Source organism: Pseudomonas sp. AK106, assembly GCF_053903055.1.
In genome coordinates this window covers 3,434,077-3,457,264 of record NZ_CP096426.1, presented here as the reverse complement: position 1 = coordinate 3,457,264, position 23,188 = coordinate 3,434,077, and the positions used below count along the sequence as shown (strand labels likewise).

General features: G+C 60.1%; 20 protein-coding genes. 18 read left to right on the top strand and 2 right to left on the bottom strand.

The features are described from left to right. Positions 1 to 209 precede the first annotated feature (209 nt). A complete protein-coding gene (locus M1E04_RS15315; protein WP_065986282.1) occupies positions 210 to 1,874 on the bottom strand; it encodes an electron transfer flavoprotein-ubiquinone oxidoreductase in 1,665 nt (554 codons plus the stop codon). A 563-nt stretch (positions 1,875 to 2,437) separates the two neighbouring features. On the opposite strand from M1E04_RS15315, the gene M1E04_RS15310 reads away from it, so the two are divergent. The 9 genes from M1E04_RS15310 (at position 2,438) to M1E04_RS15270 (ending at position 9,681) form a co-directional block, all read left to right on the top strand. After that, positions 2,438 to 3,187: an electron transfer flavoprotein subunit beta/FixA family protein gene (locus tag M1E04_RS15310; RefSeq protein ID WP_065986283.1), complete on the top strand. Its 750-nt coding sequence runs from the start codon at positions 2,438 to 2,440 to the stop codon at positions 3,185 to 3,187. Then, positions 3,187 to 4,116 (top strand): electron transfer flavoprotein subunit alpha/FixB family protein, encoded by a 930-nt coding sequence (locus M1E04_RS15305; RefSeq protein WP_065986284.1) that lies wholly within the window; start codon positions 3,187 to 3,189, stop codon positions 4,114 to 4,116. The genes M1E04_RS15310 and M1E04_RS15305 overlap by 1 nt, the downstream gene beginning before the upstream one ends. A gap of 137 nt (positions 4,117 to 4,253) precedes the next feature. Continuing rightward, complete coding sequence (locus M1E04_RS15300; protein WP_456293204.1) at positions 4,254 to 5,075, top strand: substrate-binding periplasmic protein; 822 nt, start codon at positions 4,254 to 4,256, stop codon at positions 5,073 to 5,075. Between the two features lie 21 nt (positions 5,076 to 5,096). Continuing rightward, positions 5,097 to 5,450, top strand: a complete 354-nt coding sequence (locus tag M1E04_RS15295; RefSeq protein ID WP_369320144.1) for a DUF4398 domain-containing protein — start codon at positions 5,097 to 5,099, stop codon at positions 5,448 to 5,450. Further along, positions 5,447 to 6,262 carry an OmpA family protein gene (locus tag M1E04_RS15290; protein ID WP_456291631.1) on the top strand — a complete coding sequence of 272 codons (816 nt, stop codon included), beginning with the start codon at positions 5,447 to 5,449 and terminating at the stop codon, positions 6,260 to 6,262. The genes M1E04_RS15295 and M1E04_RS15290 overlap by 4 nt, the downstream gene beginning before the upstream one ends. A 151-nt stretch (positions 6,263 to 6,413) precedes the next feature. After that, positions 6,414 to 7,853, top strand: a complete 1,440-nt coding sequence (locus M1E04_RS15285; RefSeq protein ID WP_122538388.1) for an aminotransferase-like domain-containing protein — start codon at positions 6,414 to 6,416, stop codon at positions 7,851 to 7,853. Positions 7,854 to 7,966: 113 nt separating this feature from the next. Further along, positions 7,967 to 8,674 carry a translation initiation factor 2 gene (locus M1E04_RS15280; RefSeq protein WP_456291630.1) on the top strand — a complete coding sequence of 236 codons (708 nt, stop codon included), beginning with the start codon at positions 7,967 to 7,969 and terminating at the stop codon, positions 8,672 to 8,674. A 95-nt stretch (positions 8,675 to 8,769) separates the two neighbouring features. Further along, positions 8,770 to 9,027, top strand: coding sequence for a YkgJ family cysteine cluster protein (locus M1E04_RS15275; protein ID WP_065986289.1), 258 nt, complete (start codon positions 8,770 to 8,772; stop codon positions 9,025 to 9,027). Between the two features lie 45 nt (positions 9,028 to 9,072). Continuing rightward, positions 9,073 to 9,681 carry an START domain-containing protein gene (locus M1E04_RS15270; protein ID WP_296306307.1) on the top strand — a complete coding sequence of 203 codons (609 nt, stop codon included), beginning with the start codon at positions 9,073 to 9,075 and terminating at the stop codon, positions 9,679 to 9,681. Between the two features lie 85 nt (positions 9,682 to 9,766). On the opposite strand, the gene gltA is transcribed toward M1E04_RS15270, so the two are convergent. Continuing rightward, a complete protein-coding gene (gltA, locus tag M1E04_RS15265) occupies positions 9,767 to 11,056 on the bottom strand; it encodes a citrate synthase (RefSeq protein WP_037009384.1) in 1,290 nt (429 codons plus the stop codon). Positions 11,057 to 11,418: 362 nt separating this feature from the next. Here gltA and sdhC point away from each other — a divergent pair, with 362 nt between their 5' ends. The 9 genes from sdhC (at position 11,419) to sucD (ending at position 22,947) form a co-directional block, all read left to right on the top strand. Further along, entirely contained in the window at positions 11,419 to 11,793 is a 375-nt protein-coding gene (gene sdhC / locus M1E04_RS15260) for a succinate dehydrogenase, cytochrome b556 subunit (protein ID WP_065986291.1), read from the top strand. Further along, on the top strand, positions 11,787 to 12,155 hold the full coding sequence (gene sdhD, locus M1E04_RS15255) for a succinate dehydrogenase, hydrophobic membrane anchor protein (protein WP_065986292.1): 369 nt from the start codon (positions 11,787 to 11,789) through the stop codon (positions 12,153 to 12,155). The genes sdhC and sdhD overlap by 7 nt, the downstream gene beginning before the upstream one ends. A 3-nt stretch (positions 12,156 to 12,158) precedes the next feature. Next, positions 12,159 to 13,931 carry a succinate dehydrogenase flavoprotein subunit gene (gene sdhA / locus M1E04_RS15250; protein WP_065986293.1) on the top strand — a complete coding sequence of 591 codons (1,773 nt, stop codon included), beginning with the start codon at positions 12,159 to 12,161 and terminating at the stop codon, positions 13,929 to 13,931. Between the two features lie 11 nt (positions 13,932 to 13,942). Continuing rightward, on the top strand, positions 13,943 to 14,647 hold the full coding sequence (locus tag M1E04_RS15245; RefSeq protein ID WP_065986294.1) for a succinate dehydrogenase iron-sulfur subunit: 705 nt from the start codon (positions 13,943 to 13,945) through the stop codon (positions 14,645 to 14,647). Between the two features lie 269 nt (positions 14,648 to 14,916). After that, positions 14,917 to 17,748 carry a 2-oxoglutarate dehydrogenase E1 component gene (locus M1E04_RS15240; RefSeq protein ID WP_296306315.1) on the top strand — a complete coding sequence of 944 codons (2,832 nt, stop codon included), beginning with the start codon at positions 14,917 to 14,919 and terminating at the stop codon, positions 17,746 to 17,748. 42 nt (positions 17,749 to 17,790) lie between these two features. Next, positions 17,791 to 19,086, top strand: coding sequence for a 2-oxoglutarate dehydrogenase complex dihydrolipoyllysine-residue succinyltransferase (gene odhB / locus M1E04_RS15235; RefSeq protein WP_456291629.1), 1,296 nt, complete (start codon positions 17,791 to 17,793; stop codon positions 19,084 to 19,086). Between the two features lie 172 nt (positions 19,087 to 19,258). Continuing rightward, positions 19,259 to 20,695, top strand: coding sequence for a dihydrolipoyl dehydrogenase (gene lpdA, locus M1E04_RS15230; protein ID WP_456291628.1), 1,437 nt, complete (start codon positions 19,259 to 19,261; stop codon positions 20,693 to 20,695). A gap of 198 nt (positions 20,696 to 20,893) precedes the next feature. Beyond that, positions 20,894 to 22,060 (top strand): ADP-forming succinate--CoA ligase subunit beta, encoded by a 1,167-nt coding sequence (sucC, locus tag M1E04_RS15225; protein WP_004882574.1) that lies wholly within the window; start codon positions 20,894 to 20,896, stop codon positions 22,058 to 22,060. After that, positions 22,060 to 22,947, top strand: a complete 888-nt coding sequence (gene sucD / locus M1E04_RS15220) for a succinate--CoA ligase subunit alpha (protein WP_037009399.1) — start codon at positions 22,060 to 22,062, stop codon at positions 22,945 to 22,947. The genes sucC and sucD overlap by 1 nt, the downstream gene beginning before the upstream one ends. The last annotated feature ends 241 nt before the right edge of the window (positions 22,948 to 23,188 follow it).

Genomic DNA, 23,188 nt, shown 5'->3' with positions numbered 1-23,188 from the left:
CGGCTTCAGCCGGGAAGAGGCTAGTGTGCGCACCATCAATTTTGCGCGATGGCCGCTGACGCCTTCCCGGCTAAAGCCGGTCCTACGAAGGTTACGCGGTGTCTTTGTGGGACCGGCTTCAGCCGGGAAGAGGCCAGTGTGCGCACCATCAATTTTGCGCGATGGCCGCTGACGCCTTCCCGGCTAAAGCCGGTCCTACTCAGAATCCTTTACATATTGGGATAGGTCGGGCCGCCTGCGCCTTCCGGTGCTACCCACGTGATGTTCTGCGACGGATCCTTGATGTCGCAGGTTTTGCAGTGGACGCAGTTCTGCGCGTTGATCTGGAAGCGCTTGGCGCCGTCTTCCTGGGTCACCACCTCGTAAACCCCCGCCGGGCAGTAACGCTGGGCAGGCTCGTCGTACTTGGGCAGGTTGACGCTGATCGGGATGCTCGGATCCTTCAGCTTCAGGTGGCACGGCTGCTCTTCTTCGTGGTTGGTGCCGGAGATGAACACCGAACTCAGCTTGTCGAAGCTCAGCTTGCCGTCGGGTTTCGGGTAGTCGATTTTCTTCGAGTCGGCCGCCAGCTTCATGCACGCATAGTCCGGCGTGGTGTCACGCAGGGTGAAGGGGATCTTGCCGCCAAACAGGTTCTGGTCGACGAAGTTGAACGCGCCGCCGAAGATCGCGCCGAACTTGTGCACCGCCGCGCCGAAGTTACGACTGGCGAACAGTTCTTCGTGCAGCCAGCTGGCCTTGAAGCCCTCGACGTAGCCGTTGAGCGTGTCACCACCCTCGTTGCCGGCAAACAGCGCATCCGCCACCGCTTCGGCGGCGAGCATGCCGGATTTCATGGCGGTATGGCTGCCCTTGATCTTGGCGAAGTTCAGCGTGCCCAGGTCGCAACCGATCAGCGCACCGCCGGGGAACACCATCTTCGGCAGCGAATTCAGGCCGCCCTTGCAGATGGCCCGTGCGCCGTAGCTGATGCGCTTGCCGCCTTCCAGGTACTGCTTGAGGACCGGGTGGTGCTTGAGGCGCTGGAATTCGTCGAACGGCGACAGGTAAGGGTTGGCGTAGGAGAGGTCGACGATCAGGCCGACCACGACCTGATTGTTTTCCAGGTGGTAAAGGAACGAGCCGCCGGTGTTTTCGGTGCCCATGATATCCAGCGGCCAGCCGGCGGTGTGAACCACCAGGCCCGGCTGATGTTTGGCCGGATCGACTTCCCAGATTTCCTTCAAGCCGATGCCGTAGTGTTGGGCGTCGGCCTCACTGTCCAGCTTGAAGCGATTGATCAGTTGCTTGCCGATGTGACCACGGCAGCCTTCGGCGAACAGCGTGTACTTGCCGCGCAGTTCCATACCGGGGGTGTACAGGCCTTCTTTCGGATTGCCTTCACGGTCGACGCCCAGATCACCGGTGAGAATCCCGCGCACCACGCCGGTCTCATCGATCAGCGCTTCCTGAGCCGCGAAGCCCGGGTAGATTTCGACGCCGAGGTTCTCGGCCTGCTGTGCCATCCAGCGGCACAGGTTGCCCAGGGAGATGATGTAGTTGCCTTCGTTGTGCATGGTCTTGGGCACGAACACGCCCGGGACTTTCTGGCTGGCGTCCGCACCGGTCAGCACATAGATGTCGTCGGTTTTGACCGGGGTATTGAGCGGGGCGCCCAGGGCTTTCCAGTCGGGGAACAGCTCGTTGAGGGCGCGGGGTTCGAACACTGCGCCGGAGAGAATATGAGCACCGACCTCGGAGCCTTTTTCCACCACGCAGACGCTGATTTCCTGACCGGCGTCAGCGGCTCTCTGTTTCAGGCGGCAAGCGGCAGACAGCCCGGCGGGCCCGGCTCCGACGATGACGACGTCGAACTCCATAAATTCGCGTTCCACAGGCTATCTCCTACTCAAGGCTCAACGGCGTATTTTTTAGGCGTATTTTTTATAGATGGCTAAAACCAACCCCCGGAAGCTCATTTATCCGGGTGTCGTCTTGAAGGCGCGCATTATATCTACACCACCTCGCAGGTCCAATACAAACGTTTGTTTGAATCGGCCGAAACCCTGATAAATCATGGTGAGACGGCTTGTGACTGGCGTTTATGTCGTATTGACCCGACCCGGCGTTGCGGTCAAGATACGGGCGGTTTTGCGCTCGCTACAGTTGGCCGCCGGCCTTGTCGGCTGCGTGCAAACTGTCGGTAGCAGAACACCGCTAAAAGCAACGTGAGCATCGCCCCCGCGCAACCCTCAGCCCCAGGCCTGCGGCGCGCTGCAGTTTACACGGGCGGGCAACGTCTGGCTTGGATTGCCGCCGTAGCGTGGCCGCTTTTGCTGATATCAGCATTCACCAACCACGAATACGTTGTTTTCACAGGTGTTCTTTACACTGACGAGTACCCATCGCCGGGCAAGGCCTGGCGATTTTCTTTTCACCGGAGAGAAACGAGGAATCCATGAAGGTTCTTGTAGCTGTCAAACGAGTGGTCGACTACAACGTCAAGGTTCGCGTCAAAGCGGACAACTCCGGCGTCGATCTCGCCAACGTTAAAATGTCGATGAACCCCTTCTGCGAGATCGCGGTAGAAGAAGCCGTCCGCCTGAAAGAGAAAGGCGTTGCGACCGAGATCGTCGTCGTTTCCATCGGCCCGACCACCGCCCAGGAGCAACTGCGTACCGCGTTGGCACTGGGTGCCGATCGCGCCATCCTCGTGGAATCCGCTGACGAACTGACCTCCCTGGCCGTGGCCAAGTTATTGAAGGCCGTTGTCGACAAAGAACAACCGCAGCTGGTCATTCTCGGCAAGCAGGCGATCGACAGCGACAACAACCAGACTGGCCAGATGCTGGCTGCGCTGAGCGGTTATGCCCAGGGTACCTTCGCGTCCAAAGTCGAAGTGTCCGGCGACAGCGTCAACGTCACCCGTGAAATCGACGCCGGCGCGCAGACCGTTTCGCTCAAGCTGCCGGCCATCGTCACCACCGACCTGCGTTTGAACGAGCCGCGCTACGCGTCGCTGCCGAACATCATGAAAGCCAAGAAAAAGCCCCTCGAAGTGCTGACCCCTGATGCGTTGGGCGTTTCGATTGCGTCCACCAACAAGACCCTGAAGGTTGAAGCGCCGGCTGCCCGCAGCGCAGGTATCAAGGTCAAGTCGGTTGCTGAACTGGTTGATAAACTGAAAAACGAAGCGAAGGTGATCTGATGACGACCCTGGTTATCGCTGAGCACGAAAACGGCGCAATCGCTCCCGCCACTCTCAATACCGTTGCCGCGGCCACCAAGATCGGTGGTGACATTCACGTTCTGGTCGCCGGTCTGAATGTCGGTGCCGTCGGCGAAGCAGTTGCGAAAATCGCAGGCGTGTCCAAGGTCCTCGTGGCTGACCACGCAGCCTATGAACACCAGCTGCCGGAAAACGTTGCCCCGCTGGTCGTCGAGCTGGCTTCGGCCTACAGCCACGTGCTGGCCGCTGCAACCTCCAACGGCAAGAACATCCTGCCGCGTGTTGCTGCCCAACTGGACGTCGACCAGATCTCCGAGATCATCTCGGTCGAAAGCGCTGACACCTTCAAGCGCCCGATCTACGCGGGTAACGCCATTGCGACCGTTCAGTCGTCGGCAGCCGTGAAAGTCATCACCGTTCGCGCCACCGGCTTTGACGCCGTTGCAGCGGAAGGCGGTTCTGCTTCGGTTGAAGCCGTCAGCGCGGCCCATGATGCGGGCAAATCGTCCTTTGTCAGCGAAGAGCTGGCCAAGTCCGATCGTCCGGAGCTGACCGCTGCCAAGATCGTCGTTTCCGGCGGTCGTGGCATGCAGAACGGCGACAACTTCAAACACCTGTACACCTTGGCTGACAAGCTGGGTGCAGCGGTCGGCGCTTCCCGCGCGGCCGTCGACGCAGGCTTCGTGCCCAACGACATGCAGGTCGGTCAGACCGGCAAGATCGTCGCGCCGCAGCTGTACATCGCGGTCGGCATTTCCGGCGCGATCCAGCATCTGGCCGGCATGAAAGACTCCAAGGTGATCGTTGCGATCAACAAGGACGAAGAAGCGCCGATCTTCCAGGTGGCCGATTACGGCCTCGTGGCGGATCTGTTCGAAGCGATCCCCGAGCTGGAGAAGCTGGTTTAATCCACTTCCCTGACTTATAAAGAGAACCCGTTCGTTCGGGCTGCCGTCAGCGCCGGTCATCGTTCACTCGATGAACCAGCGCTCAGGCAGTCGGAGCTGGCGGGTTTTTTTATGGGCTCAAAAAGGACGTTGTCATGTTGTCGCCAAAGCAAACGCTGGCTTCACTGCTGGGCGGGTTGCTGTTGCTGCCGTCGCTGGCCTGGTCTTCGGGCAAATGTGACCGGCTGATTGTCACCGGCAGCCCGGACGCGCCGCCGTACCTGTGGCGCGACCCGCAGGACCCCAAGCACCTGATGGGCGCCAATGCCGACCTACTCAAGGAGGTCGCGCAACAGATCGGCGTCAAGGTCGAGCTGCTGTATGGCGGCAAGCGCAGCCAGGCCCTGGAAGAGGTGCGCACCGGGCGCATGGACATGCTGGCGGACACGCCCCTCAACAGCGCCGAGCTGGAATCCCTGGATTTCATCCACCCGCCCATCGCCCAGAACGAGATCATGGTCTGGACCCGCACCGGCCATGAGCAGCCATTCAATTCGCTGGCCGATCTGCAGAGCCATCCCGGCGCCATGTCTGAAAAAACCCGCGTGACACCGGGGTTCGATGAGGCGATCAAGGCGCACCTGACGCTGGAGAGGCAGGCCAGTCTTCTCCAGGCCTTTCAGAAGCTGGCGGCGGGGCAGGTCGAATTCGTCCTGGCCGGCCGCTATGCGGGGATGGCCGTGACTCAGGCGCTGGACGTCGCCAAAGACCTGCAAACCCAGCCCATGCCCCTCGATCGTCCGGGCTTTTATCTGGCGCTGTCGTTCAACTCCGCCTGCAACGATCCATGGCTGCGCGGACAGCTGGCGAAAAAAATGACAGAATTGGCGGCTTCCGGTCGCTCCAGTGAAGCCGTCACGCGCAACCTGGACCTGTGGAAAATCCAGTTGCAGCAGTCCGGTAGCGCCCTCCATCAGTAGGAATGTGTTTTGAGCTTTCTTTTGAAAATCCAGCCTGTATTCGCCGCTGTCGTGCTCGTCGCTCTCGTCGGCTGTGCCAACGACCCAGCGCCCACCGAACAACTCAAACTCACCGAACAGGCTGTCGCCCAGGCCACCGCGGTCGGCGCTACGGATGAAGAACCGGACCTGGTGACAGCGCAGACCAAGCTGACCCAGGCCCGCGCCGACATGGCGGACAAGTCCTACAAGGACGCGCGCATGCAGGCTGAGCAGGCCGAGCTGGACGCCCGTCTGGCGGAGGCCCGTGTGCTGACGCAGAAGAGTGAAGCACAGGTGGCCCAGGTCAACACCCGCCTCGAGCGCCTGCGCAAGCAGCTGGGGGCTGGCCAATGAATGCCGTTGCGCGAAGCCTCAGTCTCGGCCTTTTGCTGGCCAGTGCCGGTCTTGCTGGCTGTGCCGGCCACCAGAGCAGTGAACAGGGGTTGCAGGGCGCCGTTGCCGATTACCAGAAGGTCAGGGAAGACACCAACGTCCTGCGCAGCGCGCCGAAGGACGTGATCCGTGCCGGTGAATTGCTGGGCCGGGCCGAGCGCCTGTCGAGCTACATCGGCAGCGCTGACGACGTCAGTCATTACGCGTACCTGAGCAGCCGTTACAGCGCGATCGCCCGGGAGCACAGCAAGTTGCTGCTGAATCAGGAAAAGCTCGCGCGACTGGAGCTGGAACGTCAGCGCCTGCAGTTGGCCTTGCGTGAGGCCAAGCTGGCCGGCGCCCAGCAACAGGGCAAGTGGGCCGAAGATCAGGTGATTAGCCTGTCGACGCAGCAGAATGAGCGGGGGCTGGTGATGACCCTCGGCGACATGCTCTTCGATACCGGCCGCGCCGAACTGAAAAGCTCGGCCAACCGCACGGTACTGAAGGTCGTGCAGTTTCTGCAATTCAATCCCAAGCGCGTCGTGCGCATCGAGGGCTACACCGACAGCACCGGCGATAGTGAGGTAAACCTCGCGCTTTCGAAAGACCGGGCACAGGCCGTCGCTGACGTGCTGTCTGATCTGGGCATTGAGGAAGATCGCATTCAGGTCGAAGGTTATGGCGATCAGTACTCGGTGGACTCGAACGCCTCTGAAAGCGGCCGCGCCCAGAACCGCCGTGTCGAAATCGTCTTCTCGGACGACAAGGGGCATCTGAGCGCGCCTCGTTGAAGAGCAGCGGACTGTCACAATCCGAGTGATTCAAACACCGCGCCCTCTAGCCGGAACAGGAACTGTCACCGTACACTTCTGAACTGTTCCGGTGATCCTTCTCCTTTGGTCACCGCACGCATGATCAAGGCACGGGATCGAGGGACGCGAAATGACCAGTCTGTTGCTGTACCAACGCATCGCCCAGCAGCTGGCCGAAGACATTCGCCGGGGCGTGTATCAGCCAGGCGAGCGCGTGCCCTCGGTGCGCAAGATGAGCTCCCAGCTCAACGTCAGTCATGCCACCGTCCTGCAGGCCTATGCCAACCTTGAAGATCAGGGTTTGATCCGCGCGCGGCCGCAGTCCGGCTATTACGTGCACCAAACCCCGGCCCTCACGGCGGCGACCCCCGATATCGCGCGGGTTGAGCGTCCCGGCCTGGTCACCCGCGCCAGCATCATTCAGCAGGTGCTGGTCGAAGCGCGGCGTGAAGGGGTGTTCGCGTTTGGCGCTGCTGTCCCGCACATCGATTACTTGCCGTTGCGCGCATTGCATCAGCAACTGGCCAAGGTCACCCGGTTTCAAAGCCCCCGCGCATTCAACTACATGTTCAGCCCTGGCTTCGAGCCGCTGCGCCGGCAAGTGGCGATCCGGATGCGCGACGCCGGCGTGGTGATCGACCCCTCGGAAGTGGTGATCACCCACGGTTGCGTCGATGCGCTGCAGATGTCGCTGCGGGTGCTGACCAGCCCCGGTGACCTGATCGCTGCAGAATCCCCAACCTATTATGGCCTGCTGCAACTGGCCGATCTGCTTGGCTTGAAAGTCATCGAAATCCCCAGCGACCCCAACACCGGGATCAGCCTGGAAGCGCTGCAACTGGCGGCCAATCAGTGGTCGATCAAGGCGCTGGTGATGACGTCGCGGCTGAGCAACCCGCTGGGCAGCACCATGCCGGAAGAGCGGCAGAAACACCTGCTGCGCCTGGCCTCGGATTTCGACATCCAAATTATCGAGGACGACATCTACGGCGAGCTGATGTACGAGCAGAACAAGACCAAGGCGTTGAAGGCGTTCGACCGGCTGGGCCACGTCATTTACTGCTCCAGCTTCTCCAAGACCCTGTCGCCGGGCGTGCGGATCGGCTGGATGATCGCCGGGAAATACCAGGCGGAAATCCAGCGCCTGCAAACCTTCAGCACCCATTCGGCGTGCAGCGTGACGCAGATGGCGGTGGCGTCCTACCTCGAAAACGGCGGTTATGACCGGCACTTGCGCTTTATCCGTCAGGAGCACCGCAAGAATCTGAGCGCCTTCCAGCTCGCCGTGCAGCAAATGTTCCCCGAAGGCACGCAGATCAGCCGGCCTGCGGGCGGGTTCATCCTGTGGATCAGCCTCCCGGGGCGGGTGAACACTCAGGAGTTGCATGTGCGCGCGCTGGAGCAGGGCATCAGCATCGCGCCGGGCCTGATCTTCAGTAATACCGAGCAGTTCAACCACTGCATTCGCCTGAATTGCGGGCTGCCGTGGAACCGTGAAGCGGAGAGGGCGTTGATGACGGTGGGCATGCTGGCCAAGCAGTTATGCCAGGACGCCGGGCAATCCTGGTGAACTCGTAGTGCCGCCAGCTTTCCATACTATCGAGGGGGGCTGACAGGGAACTTGTCAGCCGCCGTGCAACGGGCCAGCATATGGCCCCTGTCTTACTTACTGCCGTTCAGACTATGAAATCACTGCGTTGTTTAAGTGTGATGGTGTTGGTGTTGCTGAGCGCCTGTGATGCCGATAAAGCGCCCACCCCGCCGGCGAAAGCTACCGCTTCTGCGCCTGCTGCGGGTGACGCTGCGCCGGCCGAAGCTGCTAAAGCAGCGAAGCCAGCGTCAGAGCCTGAGTCCGCGCCTGCGCTGGCGGACAAGCCTGCTGCGGATGCGCCAGCGGTCCATGCGCTGGCGCCGAACATTCCCGCCGTGCCTGTAGTCGCGTCGGGTAAGTCGTCGGCTGAGGCGCCGCGGGCGGTCACCGATGTCAAGGCTGCGGACGGTAAGTCCGCTGGCGCCAACGCCAAATCTGCCAAGGTTAAAGCGGATAACGCCGAAGTCGCGCGGCGTGCGCCGGTGGCCAGCAAGAGCAAATCGGCGTCACAAGTGGTCAAGGAGACACGCCTGAACAAGGTGCCCCTCGACCTGAGTCTGCCGCCCGAGATGGTTAAGCAACTGACCCCGCCGGCGAATGTGATCTCCTCGGCGTCGAAGTCCAAAGCCCAGTCAACTGGCGCCAAGCCGTTGCTGCCTAAAATGTTTCCTGATTCGGATGCGGACCCTGACTTCCAGATGCAAGGCCGTCTGCTGAGCAATGAAATGGATTTGCAGTTGCGTAATGAGGCACGCAAGGACGTGGAAGGCGCTGCTCTGGATTTCACCTTTAAAAAGTGATGAACGCACGGCGCTGTCCCAGGACCTGATTTTCAAACGTGTGTTTTAGCGCGTAAGATCCTGCCATCGTCCTCACTGCCACACAGGTTCTCTCCATGGAATGCCGTTCAGGCTGCGGCGCGTGCTGCATCGCGCCGTCCATCACATCACCGATCCCTGGAATGCCCAACGGCAAACCTGCCGGCATGCGCTGCCTGCACCTGTCGGTGGACATGCTCTGCGCAATCTTCGGGCAGCCGGGAAGGCCGGCGGTATGTGGCCAGTTTGCGGCGGAGCCCGAAGTGTGTGGCAGCGGTCCCGAGGATGCGATCAGGCTGATTGGCTGGTGGGAAAAGATGACATCGGTGGCGTGAATTGCGGCCGAGGCACGACTGAACTTCAACAATAAGGAACAACATATGAGTTCGCTGTACCGCATTGCTTTCGGATTGGGACTGACTGTATGGGTGGCGGCTTCGGCGCAGGCTGAGGAGTGGAAAGTCGCGAAGAACGAGGAGGGGATCAAGGTCTCACTCAGCGAATTCCCCGGGTCGCAGTACAAGGCCTATCAGGGCGTGACCACCATCAAGGCGAGCATCGGCAAGCTCCGTGCGTTGCAGGAAGACGTGGTCAGCGCCTGTGCCTGGATTCACGAATGCAAACTGCAGAAGATACTCAAGCATGAGGGCGACAAGACCTGGACCTATTCCCAGTTCAACACGCCCTGGCCGGTCACACCCCGGGATTCGGTGTTGAAGGTCACCACAGTGGAGGGCGCCGATGGCAGCATGACCCGTCAGCTGGAAGGCGACCCCAAGTACATCCCGGAAGAGAAGGGCTTTGTGCGGGTGGCGCAGGTCGAGGGGTTCTGGAAGTTCGTGCCCAAAGGCGAGAATCTGACCGAGGTCACCTATCAGGTGCACACCGAGCCGGGCGGCAGCGTGCCGTCGTGGCTGGCGAACAAGTTCGTGGTGGACGCGCCGTTCAATACGCTCAAGGCGCTCAAGGAGCGTGCAGAGAAGAACTGACCAGTTCGCGTCCGACGCTGACGCCACGCACTAAAAAGGCTGCCCGAGGGCAGCCTTTTTTTGCGTCTTGGCGGGTGCTGCCGAGTTACTTACGCTCGGCCAGCGGAACGATGTCCCGCGACACTTCGCCGGTGTACAGCTGGCGTGGACGGCCGATCTTGTAAGGGCTCGACAGCATTTCCTTCCAGTGGGAGATCCAGCCGACGGTTCGCGCCAGGGCGAAAATCACGGTGAACATACTGGTCGGGATGCCGATCGCCTTGAGGATGATGCCCGAGTAGAAGTCCACGTTCGGGTAAAGCGAGCGTTCGATGAAGTAAGGGTCGGTCAGGGCGATCTCTTCAAGACGCATGGCCAGTTCGAGCTGCGGGTCGTTGGTGATGCCCAGCTCGCGCAGGACTTCGTCGCAGGTCTGCTTCATCACGGTGGCGCGCGGGTCGCGGTTCTTGTAAACCCGGTGGCCAAAGCCCATCAGCTTGAACGGATCGTTCTTGTCCTTGGCCTTGGCGATGTAGGTGTCGATGTTGGACACATCGCCAATCTCATCGAGCATGGTCAGCACGGCTTCGTTGGCGCCGCCGTGGGCAGGGCCCCAGAGCGCGGCGATACCGGCTGCGATACAGGCAAACGGGTTGGCGCCCGACGAGCCTGCCATGCGCACGGTGGACGTCGAGGCGTTCTGTTCGTGGTCGGCGTGAAGGATGAAGATCCGGTCCATGGCCTTGGCCAGCGTCGGGCTGATCGGTTTGATCTCGCACGGCGTGTTGAACATCATGTGCAGGAAGTTTTCCGCGTAGCTGAGGTCGTTGCGCGGGTACATCATGGGTTGACCCATGGAGTACTTGTAAACCATTGCGGCCAGGGTCGGCATCTTGGCGACCAGGCGGATCGCGGAGATTTCCCGGTGCTGCGGATTATTGATGTCCAGGGAGTCGTGGTAGAACGCCGACAGGGCGCCAACCACACCGCACATGACGGCCATCGGGTGGGCGTCGCGGCGGAAACCGTTGAAGAAGGTCTTCAGTTGCTCGTGCACCATGGTGTGATTCTTCACGGTGACGACGAATTCGGCTTTTTGCTCGGCGGTTGGCAGCTCGCCGTTAAGCAACAGGTAGCAGGTTTCCAGGTAGTCCGATTGCTCGGCCAGCTGTTCGATCGGGTAGCCGCGATGCAGCAGAATGCCGTTGTCACCATCGATATAGGTGATCTTCGATTCGCATGAGGCGGTGGACATGAAGCCTGGGTCGAATGTGAAGCGTCCGGTGGCAGTCAGGCCGCGTACGTCGATAACATCGGGACCAACGGTGCCGGTCAGAATGGGCAGCTCGACGGGGGCTGCGCCCTCGATGATCAACTGCGCTTTTTTATCAGCCATGTGGCCTCCTAATTATGCTTCAAATCATCAGACAGACCCCCCACGCAGGGCCCGCATCACTATAGTGAGATAAATTCTAAAGTCAATTTGCCAAAAGTCTTGTAGCAGAGGGCTTTAAGCCATGGTTTTCGTCGAAATTACGGGCCATTTACGCCAATTATCGGGCTAAAGCAATCCACCCTTGGGACAGGGTCTGCGCGTTGTCATTAGCGGGCTAACTGTCTATACTCGGCGTCCGACCGCCAGGGGCTTTCAGGCCTGATTCAACGGGGTTGGTCACTTCCTGGGTAGTGGGTACCTGACCAGTACACTTCCCAACAACTTGCCCTGAGTGTTAGGGCTCTTCAGTGTGAAAAAAAGCCGTGAAAAGCCAACGACCTGTAAACCTAGACCTAAGGACCATCAAACTCCCTATCACTGCTTACACGTCCATCCTTCACCGTATTTCCGGTGTCATCCTCTTCGTCGGCATTGCCATCATGCTTTATGCATTGGACCTGTCGCTCGACTCCGAGGAAGGCTTCGCGTCGGTGAAAGCGGGACTGACCAGTCCGCTGGCCAAGTTCGTGATCTGGGCTCTTCTGTCCGCACTGCTTTATCACCTGGTGGCGGGCGTCCGTCATCTGATCATGGACACGGGCATCGGCGAGACGCTGGAAGGCGGCAAGCGGGGCTCTCAAATTGTTATCGCCGTGTCTGTGGTGGTGATCGTTCTGGCAGGAGTGTGGATATGGTAACCAACGTCACTAACCTTTCTCGTTCGGGCCTGTATGACTGGATGGCGCAACGCGTCTCCGCCGTCGTACTCGCGGCTTATTTCATTTTCCTGATCGGGTACCTGATCGCGCACCCTGGCCTCGATTTCGCCACGTGGCACGCGCTGTTCTCCCATAACGCAATGCGCATCTTCAGCCTGTTGGCCCTTGTTGCCCTGGCGGCTCACGCCTGGGTTGGCATGTGGACCATCGCGACCGATTACCTGACGCCGATGGCGCTGGGCAACTCCGCGACAGTGGTGCGTTTCCTTTTTCAGGCGGTGTGCGGCATTGCGATGTTCGCTTACTTCGTCTGGGGTGTGCAGATTCTTTGGGGTATCTGATTCATGGCTAACATTAATACGCTTTCATTCGACGCCATTATCATTGGCGGCGGCGGTGCGGGCATGCGTGCCGCATTGCAGCTGGCTCAGGGCGGCCACAAGACCGCTGTAGTCACCAAGGTTTTCCCGACTCGCTCCCACACCGTTTCCGCACAGGGTGGCATCACCTGCGCCATCGCTTCGGCTGATCCGAACGATGACTGGCGCTGGCACATGTACGATACCGTCAAGGGCTCCGACTACATCGGTGACCAGGACGCTATCGAATACATGTGTTCCGTGGGCCCGGAAGCCGTGTTCGAGCTCGAGCACATGGGTCTGCCGTTTTCCCGTACCGAGCAGGGCCGAATCTATCAGCGTCCGTTCGGCGGCCAGTCGAAAGACTTCGGCAAGGGCGGTCAGGCTGCACGTACCTGTGCTGCTGCCGACCGTACCGGTCACGCACTGCTGCACACCCTGTATCAGGCCAACCTGAAGGCCGGCACTGTATTCCTCAACGAGTACTACGCCGTTGACCTGGTGAAGAACCAGGACGGCGCGTTCGTCGGCATCATTGCCATCTGCATCGAAACCGGTGAAACCTCCTACATTCGCGCTGACGCGACTGTACTGGCCACTGGCGGTGCTGGCCGTATCTACTCCTCCACCACCAACGCCCTGATCAACACCGGCGACGGCGTGGGCATGGCGCTGCGTGCCGGTGTTCCGGTTCAGGACATCGAAATGTGGCAGTTCCACCCGACCGGCATCGCCGGCGCAGGTGTACTGGTCACAGAAGGCTGCCGTGGTGAAGGCGGTTACCTGATCAACAAGCACGGCGAGCGTTTCATGGAGCGCTACGCGCCAAACGCCAAGGACCTTGCCGGTCGTGACGTTGTGGCTCGCTCGATGGTTAAAGAGATCATCGCCGGCAACGGTTGCGGTCCTGACGGCGACCACGTGATGCTCAAGCTCGATCACCTCGGTGAGGAAGTGCTGCACAGCCGTCTGCCAGGGATCATGGAACTGTCCAAGACCTTCGCACACGTCGATCCGGCCGTTGCGCCAATCCCTGTCGTGCCGACCTGCCACTACATGATGGGCGGCGTTGCCACCAACATTCATGGTCAGGCGATCACCCAGGACGCCGCTGGCGTCGACACCATCATCCCGGGCCTGTTCGCGGTGGGTGAAGTGGCGTGCGTATCGGTTCACGGTGCCAACCGTCTGGGCGGCAACTCGCTGCTCGATCTGGTGGTGTTCGGCCGTGCTGCCGGTCTGCACCTGGAGCAGGCACTCAACGAAGGCGTCGACTACCGTCGCGCTTCCGAAACCGACATCGACGTTGCGCTGGCTCGCCTCAATGGCCTGAACTCGCGCACCGATGGCGAAGACGTCGCTACCCTGCGCAAAGAGCTGCAAAGCTGCATGCAGAACTACTTCGGTGTGTTCCGTACCGGCGAATACATGCAGAAGGGTATCGCCCAGCTGGCTGACCTGCGCACGCGCATCGCCAACGTCAAGATCAACGACAAGAGCCAGGCATTCAACACTGCCCGGATCGAAGCGCTGGAGCTGCAGAACCTGCTGGAAGTCGCTGAAGCAACGGCGATCGCCGCAGAGCATCGCAAGGAGTCCCGTGGCGCTCACGCCCGTGAAGACTTCGAAGATCGCGACGACGAGAACTGGCTGTGTCACACCCTGTACTTCCCGGGTGACAAGCGCGTAGCCAAGCGTGCCGTGAACTTCTCGCCAAAAACTGTTCCGACTTTTGAGCCTAAGATTCGGACTTATTAAGGGTGACCGCCATGTTGCAAGTCAGTGTTTATCGCTACAACCCTGATCAGGACGCCGCGCCGTTCATGCAGGATTTCCAGGTCGACACCGGTGGCAAAGACCTGATGGTCCTGGATGTGCTGGCTCTGATCAAAGAGCAGGACGAAGGCTTCTCGTACCGTCGTTCGTGCCGCGAAGGCGTGTGCGGTTCCGACGGCATGAACATCAACGGCAAGAACGGCCTGGCCTGCATCACGCCGCTGTCGGCTGTGGTCAAGGGCAACAAGCTGGTGGTTCGCCCACTGCCTGGCCTGCCGGTCATCCGCGACCTCGCCGTCGACATGAGCATCTTCTACAAGCAGTACGAGAAGGTGAAGCCATTCCTGCAGAACGACACGCCGGCTCCGTCCATCGAGCGCCTGCAGAGCCCGGAAGAGCGGGAAAAACTCGACGGCCTGTACGAGTGCATCCTGTGCGCTTGCTGCTCGACGTCCTGCCCGTCCTTCTGGTGGAACCCCGACAAGTTCCTGGGGCCTGCCGCGATCCTGCAAGCCTATCGTTTCCTGGCTGACAGCCGCGACACCCGGACCCAAGAGCGTCTGGCGTCGATGGACGATCCGTTCAGTGTTTTCCGCTGCCGCGGCATCATGAACTGCGTCAACGTTTGCCCGAAAGGCCTGAACCCAACCAAGGCTATCGGTCACGTGCGCAACATGCTGCTCAAAAGCGGTGTCTGAGTTTGCCGCATCTGTAACACCGCAGCACCCGCTACTGCAGCACCCGTAAACGCTGCGGCGCAGGCTTCAACCGGCGCCGTAGTTTTAACCTGAGCAGTTGTCGCAGGGCTTCAGCTCTTATTTTGAAGAAATGAAACCAGCAGGGGCATCCGGGCTGGTACCCGGACTATCTGCGTGATCCCTAGTGACTTGAAGTCGCTGCACATGGACTTTTCAAGTTTGCGCTGGCATCGACGCCGATGGTGTCCCCTAATCGAGGGTGACCAAGCATGCAAGAAAGCGTGATGCAGCGCATGTGGAACAGCGCCCACCTTTCCGGTGGTAACGCTGCCTATGTGGAAGAGCTCTATGAGCTCTACCTGCACGACCCTAACGCTGTGCCAGAAGAGTGGCGCACCTATTTTCAGACGTTGCCGGCTGACGGCAGCACTGCCACCGATGTATCGCACTCTACGGTTCGCGATCATTTTGTGTTGCTGGGGAAAAACCAGCGCCGCGCCCAACCGGTCTCTGCCGGCAGCGTGAGCAGCGAGCATGAAAAGAAGCAAGTTGAAGTGCTGCGACTTATCCAGGCATTCCGTATGCGCGGCCATCAGGGTGCGCAACTCGATCCTCTGGGTCTGTGGAAGCGTACTGCGCCAGCTGACCTGTCGATCAACCATTACGGTTTGACCAACGCTGACCTCGATACCACATTCCGTGCCGGCGACCTGTTCATCGGCAAAGAAGAAGCGAGCCTACGCGAAATCGTCGAAGCGTTGCAGCAGACATATTGCCGCACCATCGGCGCCGAGTTCACGCACATCGTCGATTCCAACCAGCGCAACTGGTTCATGCAGCGCCTCGAAAGCGTGCGTGGCCGTCCTGCCTATTCCGCCGACATCAAGAGCCATCTGCTCGAGCGTGTGACGGCGGGCGAGGGTTTGGAGAAGTACCTGGGCACCAAATACCCGGGCACCAAGCGTTTCGGTCTGGAAGGCGGCGAAAGCCTGATTCCGATGCTCGACGAGCTGATTCAGCGCTCCGGTTCCTACGGCACCAAGGAAGTTGTCATCGGCATGGCCCACCGTGGCCGTCTCAACGTGCTGGTCAACACCTTCGGCAAGAACCCGCGCGACCTGTTCGACGAGTTCGAAGGCAAGAAGAAGGTCGAGCTAGGCTCCGGTGACGTCAAATATCACCAGGGCTTCTCGTCCAACGTGATGACCACCGGCGGCGAAGTCCACCTGGCGATGGCGTTCAACCCGTCCCACCTGGAAATCGTTTCCCCTGTGGTTGAAGGTTCGGTGCGTGCCCGTCAGGACCGTCGCAACGACGCCACTGGCGAGAAAGTGCTGCCGATCTCGATTCACGGTGACGCGGCGTTCGCAGGTCAGGGTGTGGTGCTGGAAACTTTCCAGATGTCGCAGACCCGCGGCTTCAAGACCGGTGGCACGATCCACATCGTGATCAACAACCAGGTCGGCTTCACCATCAGCAAGCAGGAAGACTCGCGTTCCACCGAGTACGCGACCGACGTTGCCAAGATGATTCAGGCGCCGATCCTCCATGTGAATGGCGATGATCCGGAAGCCGTGTTGTTCGTGACCCAGCTGGCGATCGACTACCGCATGCAGTTCAAGCGTGACGTGGTCATCGATCTGGTCTGCTACCGTCGTCGCGGTCACAACGAAGCCGATGAGCCGAGTGGCACCCAGCCGCTGATGTACCAGCAGATCGCCAAACAGCGCACCACCCGTGAGCTGTATGCCGATGCACTGGCCACCGCCGGCATCCTCAACGCCGAAGCCGCTCAGGCCAAGGTCGACGAGTACCGCAACGCGCTGGACAACGGCATGCACGTTGTCAAAAGCCTGGTCAAAGAGCCGAACAAGGAATTGTTCGTTGATTGGCGTCCGTACCTGGGTCACGCGTGGACAGCACGTCACGACACCAGTTTCGACCTCAAGACCCTGCAGGAACTGTCGGCCAAGCTGATGGAAGTGCCGGAAGGTTTCGTGGTTCAGCGTCAGGTCCAGAAAATCTACGAAGACCGCCAGAAGATGCAAGTCGGTGGCCTTCCGATCAACTGGGGTTACGCCGAAACCATGGCCTACGCCACGCTGGCGTTCGAAGGGCATCAGGTTCGCATCACCGGGCAGGACGTTGGTCGCGGTACGTTCTCGCACCGCCACGCCGTGCTGCACAACCAGAAAGACGGCGCGACCTACGTGCCTTTGCAGAACCTGTACGCCGGTCAGCCTCGCTTTGACCTGTACGACTCTTTCCTGTCGGAAGAAGCTGTGCTGGCGTTCGAATACGGTTACTCAACCACTCAGCCCAATGCGCTGGTGATCTGGGAAGCCCAGTTCGGTGACTTTGCCAACGGTGCACAGGTCGTGATCGACCAGTTCATCACCAGCGGCGAGCACAAATGGGGCCGTCTGTGCGGCCTGACCATGCTGTTGCCCCATGGCTACGAAGGGCAGGGCCCGGAGCACTCATCGGCACGTCTTGAGCGTTACCTGCAATTGTGCGCCGAGCACAACATCCAGGTCTGCGTACCGACCACCCCGGCTCAGATCTACCATCTGCTGCGCCGTCAGGTGATCCGTCCGCTGCGCAAGCCGCTGATCGTGTTGACGCCGAAGTCGTTGCTGCGCCACAAGCTGGCCGTGTCGACCCTGGAAGATCTGGCCCATGGCTCGTTCCAGACGGTCATCCCGGAAATCGACACCCTCAATGCCGCGAAAGTGACGCGTCTGGTGCTGTGCAGCGGCAAGGTCTACTACGACCTGCTGGAAAAGCGCCGTGCCGAAGGCCGCGAAGACATCGCCATCGTGCGTCTCGAGCAGCTCTATCCGTTCCCGGAAGACGACCTGATGGACGCTATCGCGTCGTATACCAACCTGACCAACGTGGTCTGGTGTCAGGAAGAACCGATGAACCAGGGCGCCTGGTACAGCAGTCAGCACCACTTGCGCCGCAGCATCGGCAATCACAACCGCAACCTCGTTCTCGAGTATGCCGGCCGTGATGCCTCCGCTGCCCCTGCTTGTGGATACGCTTCGATGCACGCCGAACAGCAGGAAAAACTGCTGAAAGACGCGTTCTCCGTTTAACGCCTTCGCGCACTAGAAACCGAATTAAAGGAATTACAGATAATGGCTATTGAGATCAAAGCCCCCTCTTTCCCGGAATCCGTTGCCGACGGCACCGTTGCCACCTGGCACAAAAAACCGGGCGACGCCGTCAAGCGTGATGACCTTATCGTTGATATCGAAACCGACAAGGTTGTGCTGGAAGTACTGGCCGAAGCTGACGGCGTACTGGGCGCAATCGTTGCCGAAGAGGGCGCTACTGTCCTGTCGAACCAGCTACTGGGATCGATCGAAGAGGGCGGTGCTGCCGCTGCCCCAGCCGCTGCCGCTGCCGCTGCCGCTCCAGCCGCTGCCGCTGCCGCTGCCGCTCCAGCCGCTGCTGCATCGGCTCCGGCTGCTGCGCCTGCCCAGGCTGCTGCTGCACCTGCCGCCGCTTCCGGTGACGAAGACGCCATCGGCGCTCCGGCTGCCCGCAAGCTGGCCGAAGAAAACGGCATCAACCTGTCCAGCGTCAAAGGCACAGGCAAAGACGGCCGCGTGACCAAGGAAGACGTTGTTGCTGCCATCGAAGCGAAGAAATCCGCTCCGGCCGCTGCACCTGCCGCCAAGCCTGCTGCCGCTGCCGCTGCCGCCGCGCCTGTGGCTGCCGTGGGCGACCGCACCGAGAAGCGCGTGCCGATGACCCGTCTGCGCGCCAAGGTGGCAGAGCGTCTGGTTGAAGCTCAGTCGAACATGGCGATGCTGACCACCTTCAACGAAGTCGACATGACCGAAGTCATGGCCCTGCGTTCGAAGTACAAGGACCTGTTCGAGAAGTCCCATAACGGCGTACGCCTGGGCTTCATGTCGTTCTTCGTCAAGGCCGCGACCGAAGCGCTGAAACGCTACCCGGCCGTCAACGCCTCGATCGACGGCACTGACATCGTTTATCACGGTTATGCCGACGTCGGCGTTGCCGTGTCGAGCGATCGCGGTCTGGTGGTTCCGGTGCTGCGCAACGCCGAGCAGATGAGCCTGGCTGAAATCGAAGGCGGTATCGCTACCTTCGGCAAGAAAGCCCGTGACGGCAAACTGTCCATCGACGAGATGACTGGCGGTACCTTCACCATCACCAACGGTGGTACTTTCGGTTCGATGATGTCGACCCCTATCGTCAATCCGCCGCAAGCGGCCATTCTGGGCATGCACAACATTCTGCAGCGTCCTATGGCGATCAACGGCCAGGTCGTGATCCGTCCGATGATGTATCTGGCGCTGTCCTACGATCACCGCCTGATCGACGGTAAAGAAGCCGTGACGTTCCTGGTGACCATCAAGAACCTGCTGGAAGACCCGGCGCGTCTGTTGCTGGACATCTGATTCAAGGACAGCTGCAAGCCGCAAGCGTCAAGCTGCAAGTTACAGCAGCCTGGCGCCGACGCTTGGGTCGTCGCAACATCCTAATGAACAGGCTGCAACTCGTCTGTAAAGCATCACGGATCAGCTTGCAGCTTGTGGCTTAAAGCTCGCAGCTAAAGAGGAACTCTTTTCTATGTCCCAAAAATTCGACGTGGTAGTGATTGGCGCTGGCCCTGGCGGCTATGTGGCCGCTATCAAGGCCGCGCAACTCGGTCTCGCGACTGCCTGCATCGAGAAGTACCAGGATAAAGAGGGCAAGCTGGCCCTCGGCGGTACCTGTCTGAACGTGGGCTGCATCCCCTCCAAGGCGCTGTTGGACAGCTCCTGGAAATTCTACGAAGCCAAGAATCAGTTCGGTGTTCACGGTATCTCGCTCAGCGACCTGAAGATGGACATTGCTGCCATGATTGGTCGCAAGGCACAGATCGTCAAAGGCCTGACCGGCGGCGTTGCCAGCCTGTTCAAGGCCAACGGCGTCACTTCCCTGCAGGGCCACGGCAAACTGCTGGCCGGCAAGAAAGTCGAGCTGACCAAGCCTGACGGCACCACCGAAGTCATCGAAGCCGAAAACATCATTCTGGCGTCCGGTTCGCGTCCGATCGACATTCCGCCGGCTCCGGTCAATCAGGTCACCATCGTCGATTCGACAGGCGCCCTGGAATTCCCGGCAGTGCCTGAGCGCCTGTGCGTCATCGGCGCCGGCGTTATCGGTCTGGAACTGGGTTCGGTCTGGGCTCGCCTGGGTGCCAAAGTGACAGTTCTCGAAGCGCTGGAGAAATTCCTGCCTGCCGCTGACGAAGCCGTTGCCAAGGAAGCGCAGAAGACGTTCAACAAGCAGGGTCTGGACATCAAGCTGGGCGCTCGCGTTACCGGTTCCAAGGTCAATGGCGATGAAGTTGTCGTGACCTACACCGACAAGGACGGCGAGCAGAACATCACCTTCGACCGCGTGATCGTGGCCGTTGGCCGTCGCCCGGTGACCACCGAGCTGCTGGCTGCCGACAGCGGCGTCGACATCGACGAGCGCGGTTTCATCTTCGTCAACGAGCAGTGCGAGACCAGCGTTCCTGGCGTATACGCCATTGGTGACGTGGTTCGTGGTCTGATGCTGGCGCACAAAGCGTCCGAAGAAGGCATCATGGTCGTCGAGCGCATCAAGGGTCACAAGACCCAGATGAACTACGACCTGATCCCGTCGGTTATCTATACCCACCCGGAAATCGCGTGGGTCGGCAAGACCGAGCAGACGCTCAAGGCCGAAGGCGTGGAAGTCAACGTCGGTCAGTTCCCGTTCGCGGCGAGCGGCCGTGCAATGGCAGCGAATGACACCGGCGGTTTCGTCAAGGTCATCGCTGATGCCAAGACCGACCGTGTACTGGGTGTGCACGTCATTGGTCCTGGCGCTGCAGAGCTGGTACAGCAGGGCGCGATCGGTATGGAGTTCGGCACCAGTGCCGAAGACATCGGCATGATGGTCTTCTCCCACCCGACGCTGTCCGAAGCGCTGCACGAAGCGGCACTGGCAGTGAATGGCGGCGCCATCCACATCCAGAACAAGAAAAAACGCTGAAAATAACCACGACGATCCGCCCGTCGCAGGCCCTGCTCGCAGGGCTTACCGCGGAAGGATCGTTGGACTCGAACTCCCGGCAGCACAGGCAGGCTTCACGCCTGATCTGCGTTATCCGGGAGAAGCGGTCACAGGTGGTGCGGCACGCTTTGACGAGCAGCACCGAATGCGCAGTACCTAACGAAGACGGTAATAAGCATGAATCTTCACGAGTATCAGGGTAAGCAGCTGTTTGCTGAATACGGCCTGCCAGTATCCAAGGGCTATGCAGTAGACACCCCGGAAGCAGCAGCAGAAGCGTGCGACAAGATCGGCGGAACCGAGTGGGTCGTCAAAGCCCAGGTTCACGCAGGCGGTCGCGGTAAAGCGGGCGGCGTCAAGCTGGTTCGCAGCAAGGAAGACGCCGCTGCGTTCGCTCAACAGTGGTTGGGCAAGCGTCTGGTCACTTACCAGACTGATGCCAACGGTCAGCCGGTCACCAAGATCCTGGTTGAATCGTGCACTGACATCGCCAAAGAGCTGTACCTGGGCGCTGTAGTCGATCGTTCGAGCCGCCGTATCGTGTTCATGGCGTCCACCGAAGGTGGCGTGGACATCGAGAAAATCGCTCACGACACGCCTGAGAAGATTCTCAAAGCGACCATCGATCCACTGGTTGGCGCTCAGCCATTCCAGGGTCGCGATCTGGCCTTCCAGCTGGGTCTGGAAGGCAAGCAGGTCACTCAGTTCGCCAAGATCTTCACCGGTCTGGCCAAGCTGTTCCAGGACCACGACCTGGCCCTGCTGGAAGTGAACCCGCTGGTGATCAAGGCTGACGGCGATCTGCATTGCCTCGACGCCAAGATCAACATCGACGCCAACGCCATGTACCGTCAGCCGAAGCTGAAGGCTTTCCACGACCCGTCGCAAGACGACCCACGTGAAGCCCACGCTGCCAAGTTCGAACTGAACTACGTGGCACTGGAAGGCAACATCGGCTGCATGGTCAACGGTGCCGGTCTGGCCATGGGTACCATGGACATCGTCAACCTGCACGGCGGCAAGCCAGCCAACTTCCTCGACGTAGGCGGCGGCGCAACCAAAGAACGCGTTACCGAAGCGTTCAAGATCATCCTGTCCGACACCAACGTCGCTGCAGTACTGGTCAACATCTTCGGCGGCATCGTCCGTTGCGACATGATTGCCGAAGGCATCATTGGCGCGGTGAAAGAAGTCGGCGTGAAAATCCCGGTTGTTGTTCGCCTTGAAGGCAACAACGCTGAGCTGGGCGCTAAAGTACTGGCAGAAAGCGGCTTGAACATCATCGCAGCTACCAGCCTGACCGACGCTGCTCAACAAGTCGTCAAAGCTGCGGAGGGCAAATAATGAGCGTCCTGATCAATAAAGACACCAAGGTTATCTGCCAGGGCTTCACCGGCTCCCAGGGTACCTTCCACTCCGAGCAAGCCATTGCCTACGGCACCAAAATGGTTGGCGGCGTGACCCCAGGCAAGGGCGGCACCACGCACCTGAACCTGCCAGTGTTCAACACGGTGTCCGAAGCAGTAGAAAAAACCGGCGCAACCGCTTCGGTCATCTACGTTCCGGCTCCGTTCTGCAAGGATTCCATCCTTGAAGCAGCGTTCGGCGGCATCAAGCTGATCGTCTGCATCACCGAAGGCATCCCGACCATCGACATGCTCGAAGCCAAGGTCAAGTGCGACGAACTGGGTGTGGTCCTGATCGGCCCTAACTGCCCAGGCGTCATCACCCCGGGCGAGTGCAAGATCGGCATCATGCCAGGTCACATTCACTTGCCAGGCAAAGTCGGGATCGTGTCGCGTTCCGGCACCCTGACTTACGAAGCTGTGAAGCAGACCACTGACGCCGGTTTCGGTCAGTCGACGTGCGTCGGCATCGGTGGTGATCCGATCCCGGGTTCGAACTTCATCGACATCCTGAAGCTGTTCCAGGAAGACCCGAAGACCGAAGCGATCGTCATGATCGGCGAGATCGGCGGTTCGGCTGAAGAAGAAGCGGCTGCCTACATCAAGGCACACGTGACCAAGCCAGTCGTTTCCTACATCGCGGGTGTGACTGCTCCTCCGGGCAAGCGCATGGGCCATGCGGGCGCGATCATCTCCGGCGGCAAAGGCACTGCAGACGAGAAATTCGCTGCGCTGCAAGACGCAGGCGTGAAAACCGTGCGTTCGCTGGCAGACATCGGCAAAGCCCTGGCTGAGCTGACCGGTTGGGAAGTGAAGAAGGCTTAATCGCCCTCGTCTCACTGCCTGATCAACAAAAGCCACCTTCGGGTGGCTTTTGTGTTTCTGGCGTTTCGATTTGCGCCGGCGGGAAGGCCCTGATCCTGTAAGACATTTCTGATATGCGACACGAACGTGCGTTCAGCGGTCGCACCGCCCTGTATCGGTGCGCCAAATAGGGTAGGCTAGCCGCCGTTTTGTGCAGTCGGCTCCCACAAGGAGCGGCGGCGCGCTCAGGGTCTGTCTTAAA

What these genes read in the sequence shown, in the direction of transcription:
- M1E04_RS15310 (WP_065986283.1), top strand. Translation starts at nt 2,438, where the DNA reads ATGAAGGTTCTTGTAGCTGTCAAACGAGTGGTCGACTACAACGTCAAG.
- M1E04_RS15305 (WP_065986284.1), top strand. Translation starts at nt 3,187, where the DNA reads ATGACGACCCTGGTTATCGCTGAGCACGAAAACGGCGCAATCGCTCCC.
- M1E04_RS15290 (WP_456291631.1), top strand. Translation starts at nt 5,447, where the DNA reads ATGAATGCCGTTGCGCGAAGCCTCAGTCTCGGCCTTTTGCTGGCCAGT.
- M1E04_RS15285 (WP_122538388.1), top strand. Translation starts at nt 6,414, where the DNA reads ATGACCAGTCTGTTGCTGTACCAACGCATCGCCCAGCAGCTGGCCGAA.
- M1E04_RS15280 (WP_456291630.1), top strand. Translation starts at nt 7,967, where the DNA reads ATGAAATCACTGCGTTGTTTAAGTGTGATGGTGTTGGTGTTGCTGAGC.
- M1E04_RS15275 (WP_065986289.1), top strand. Translation starts at nt 8,770, where the DNA reads ATGGAATGCCGTTCAGGCTGCGGCGCGTGCTGCATCGCGCCGTCCATC.
- M1E04_RS15270 (WP_296306307.1), top strand. Translation starts at nt 9,073, where the DNA reads ATGAGTTCGCTGTACCGCATTGCTTTCGGATTGGGACTGACTGTATGG.
- gltA (WP_037009384.1), bottom strand. Translation starts at nt 11,056, where the DNA reads ATGGCTGATAAAAAAGCGCAGTTGATCATCGAGGGCGCAGCCCCCGTC.
- sdhD (WP_065986292.1), top strand. Translation starts at nt 11,787, where the DNA reads ATGGTAACCAACGTCACTAACCTTTCTCGTTCGGGCCTGTATGACTGG.
- sdhA (WP_065986293.1), top strand. Translation starts at nt 12,159, where the DNA reads ATGGCTAACATTAATACGCTTTCATTCGACGCCATTATCATTGGCGGC.
- M1E04_RS15245 (WP_065986294.1), top strand. Translation starts at nt 13,943, where the DNA reads ATGTTGCAAGTCAGTGTTTATCGCTACAACCCTGATCAGGACGCCGCG.
- M1E04_RS15240 (WP_296306315.1), top strand. Translation starts at nt 14,917, where the DNA reads ATGCAAGAAAGCGTGATGCAGCGCATGTGGAACAGCGCCCACCTTTCC.
- odhB (WP_456291629.1), top strand. Translation starts at nt 17,791, where the DNA reads ATGGCTATTGAGATCAAAGCCCCCTCTTTCCCGGAATCCGTTGCCGAC.
- lpdA (WP_456291628.1), top strand. Translation starts at nt 19,259, where the DNA reads ATGTCCCAAAAATTCGACGTGGTAGTGATTGGCGCTGGCCCTGGCGGC.
- sucC (WP_004882574.1), top strand. Translation starts at nt 20,894, where the DNA reads ATGAATCTTCACGAGTATCAGGGTAAGCAGCTGTTTGCTGAATACGGC.
- sucD (WP_037009399.1), top strand. Translation starts at nt 22,060, where the DNA reads ATGAGCGTCCTGATCAATAAAGACACCAAGGTTATCTGCCAGGGCTTC.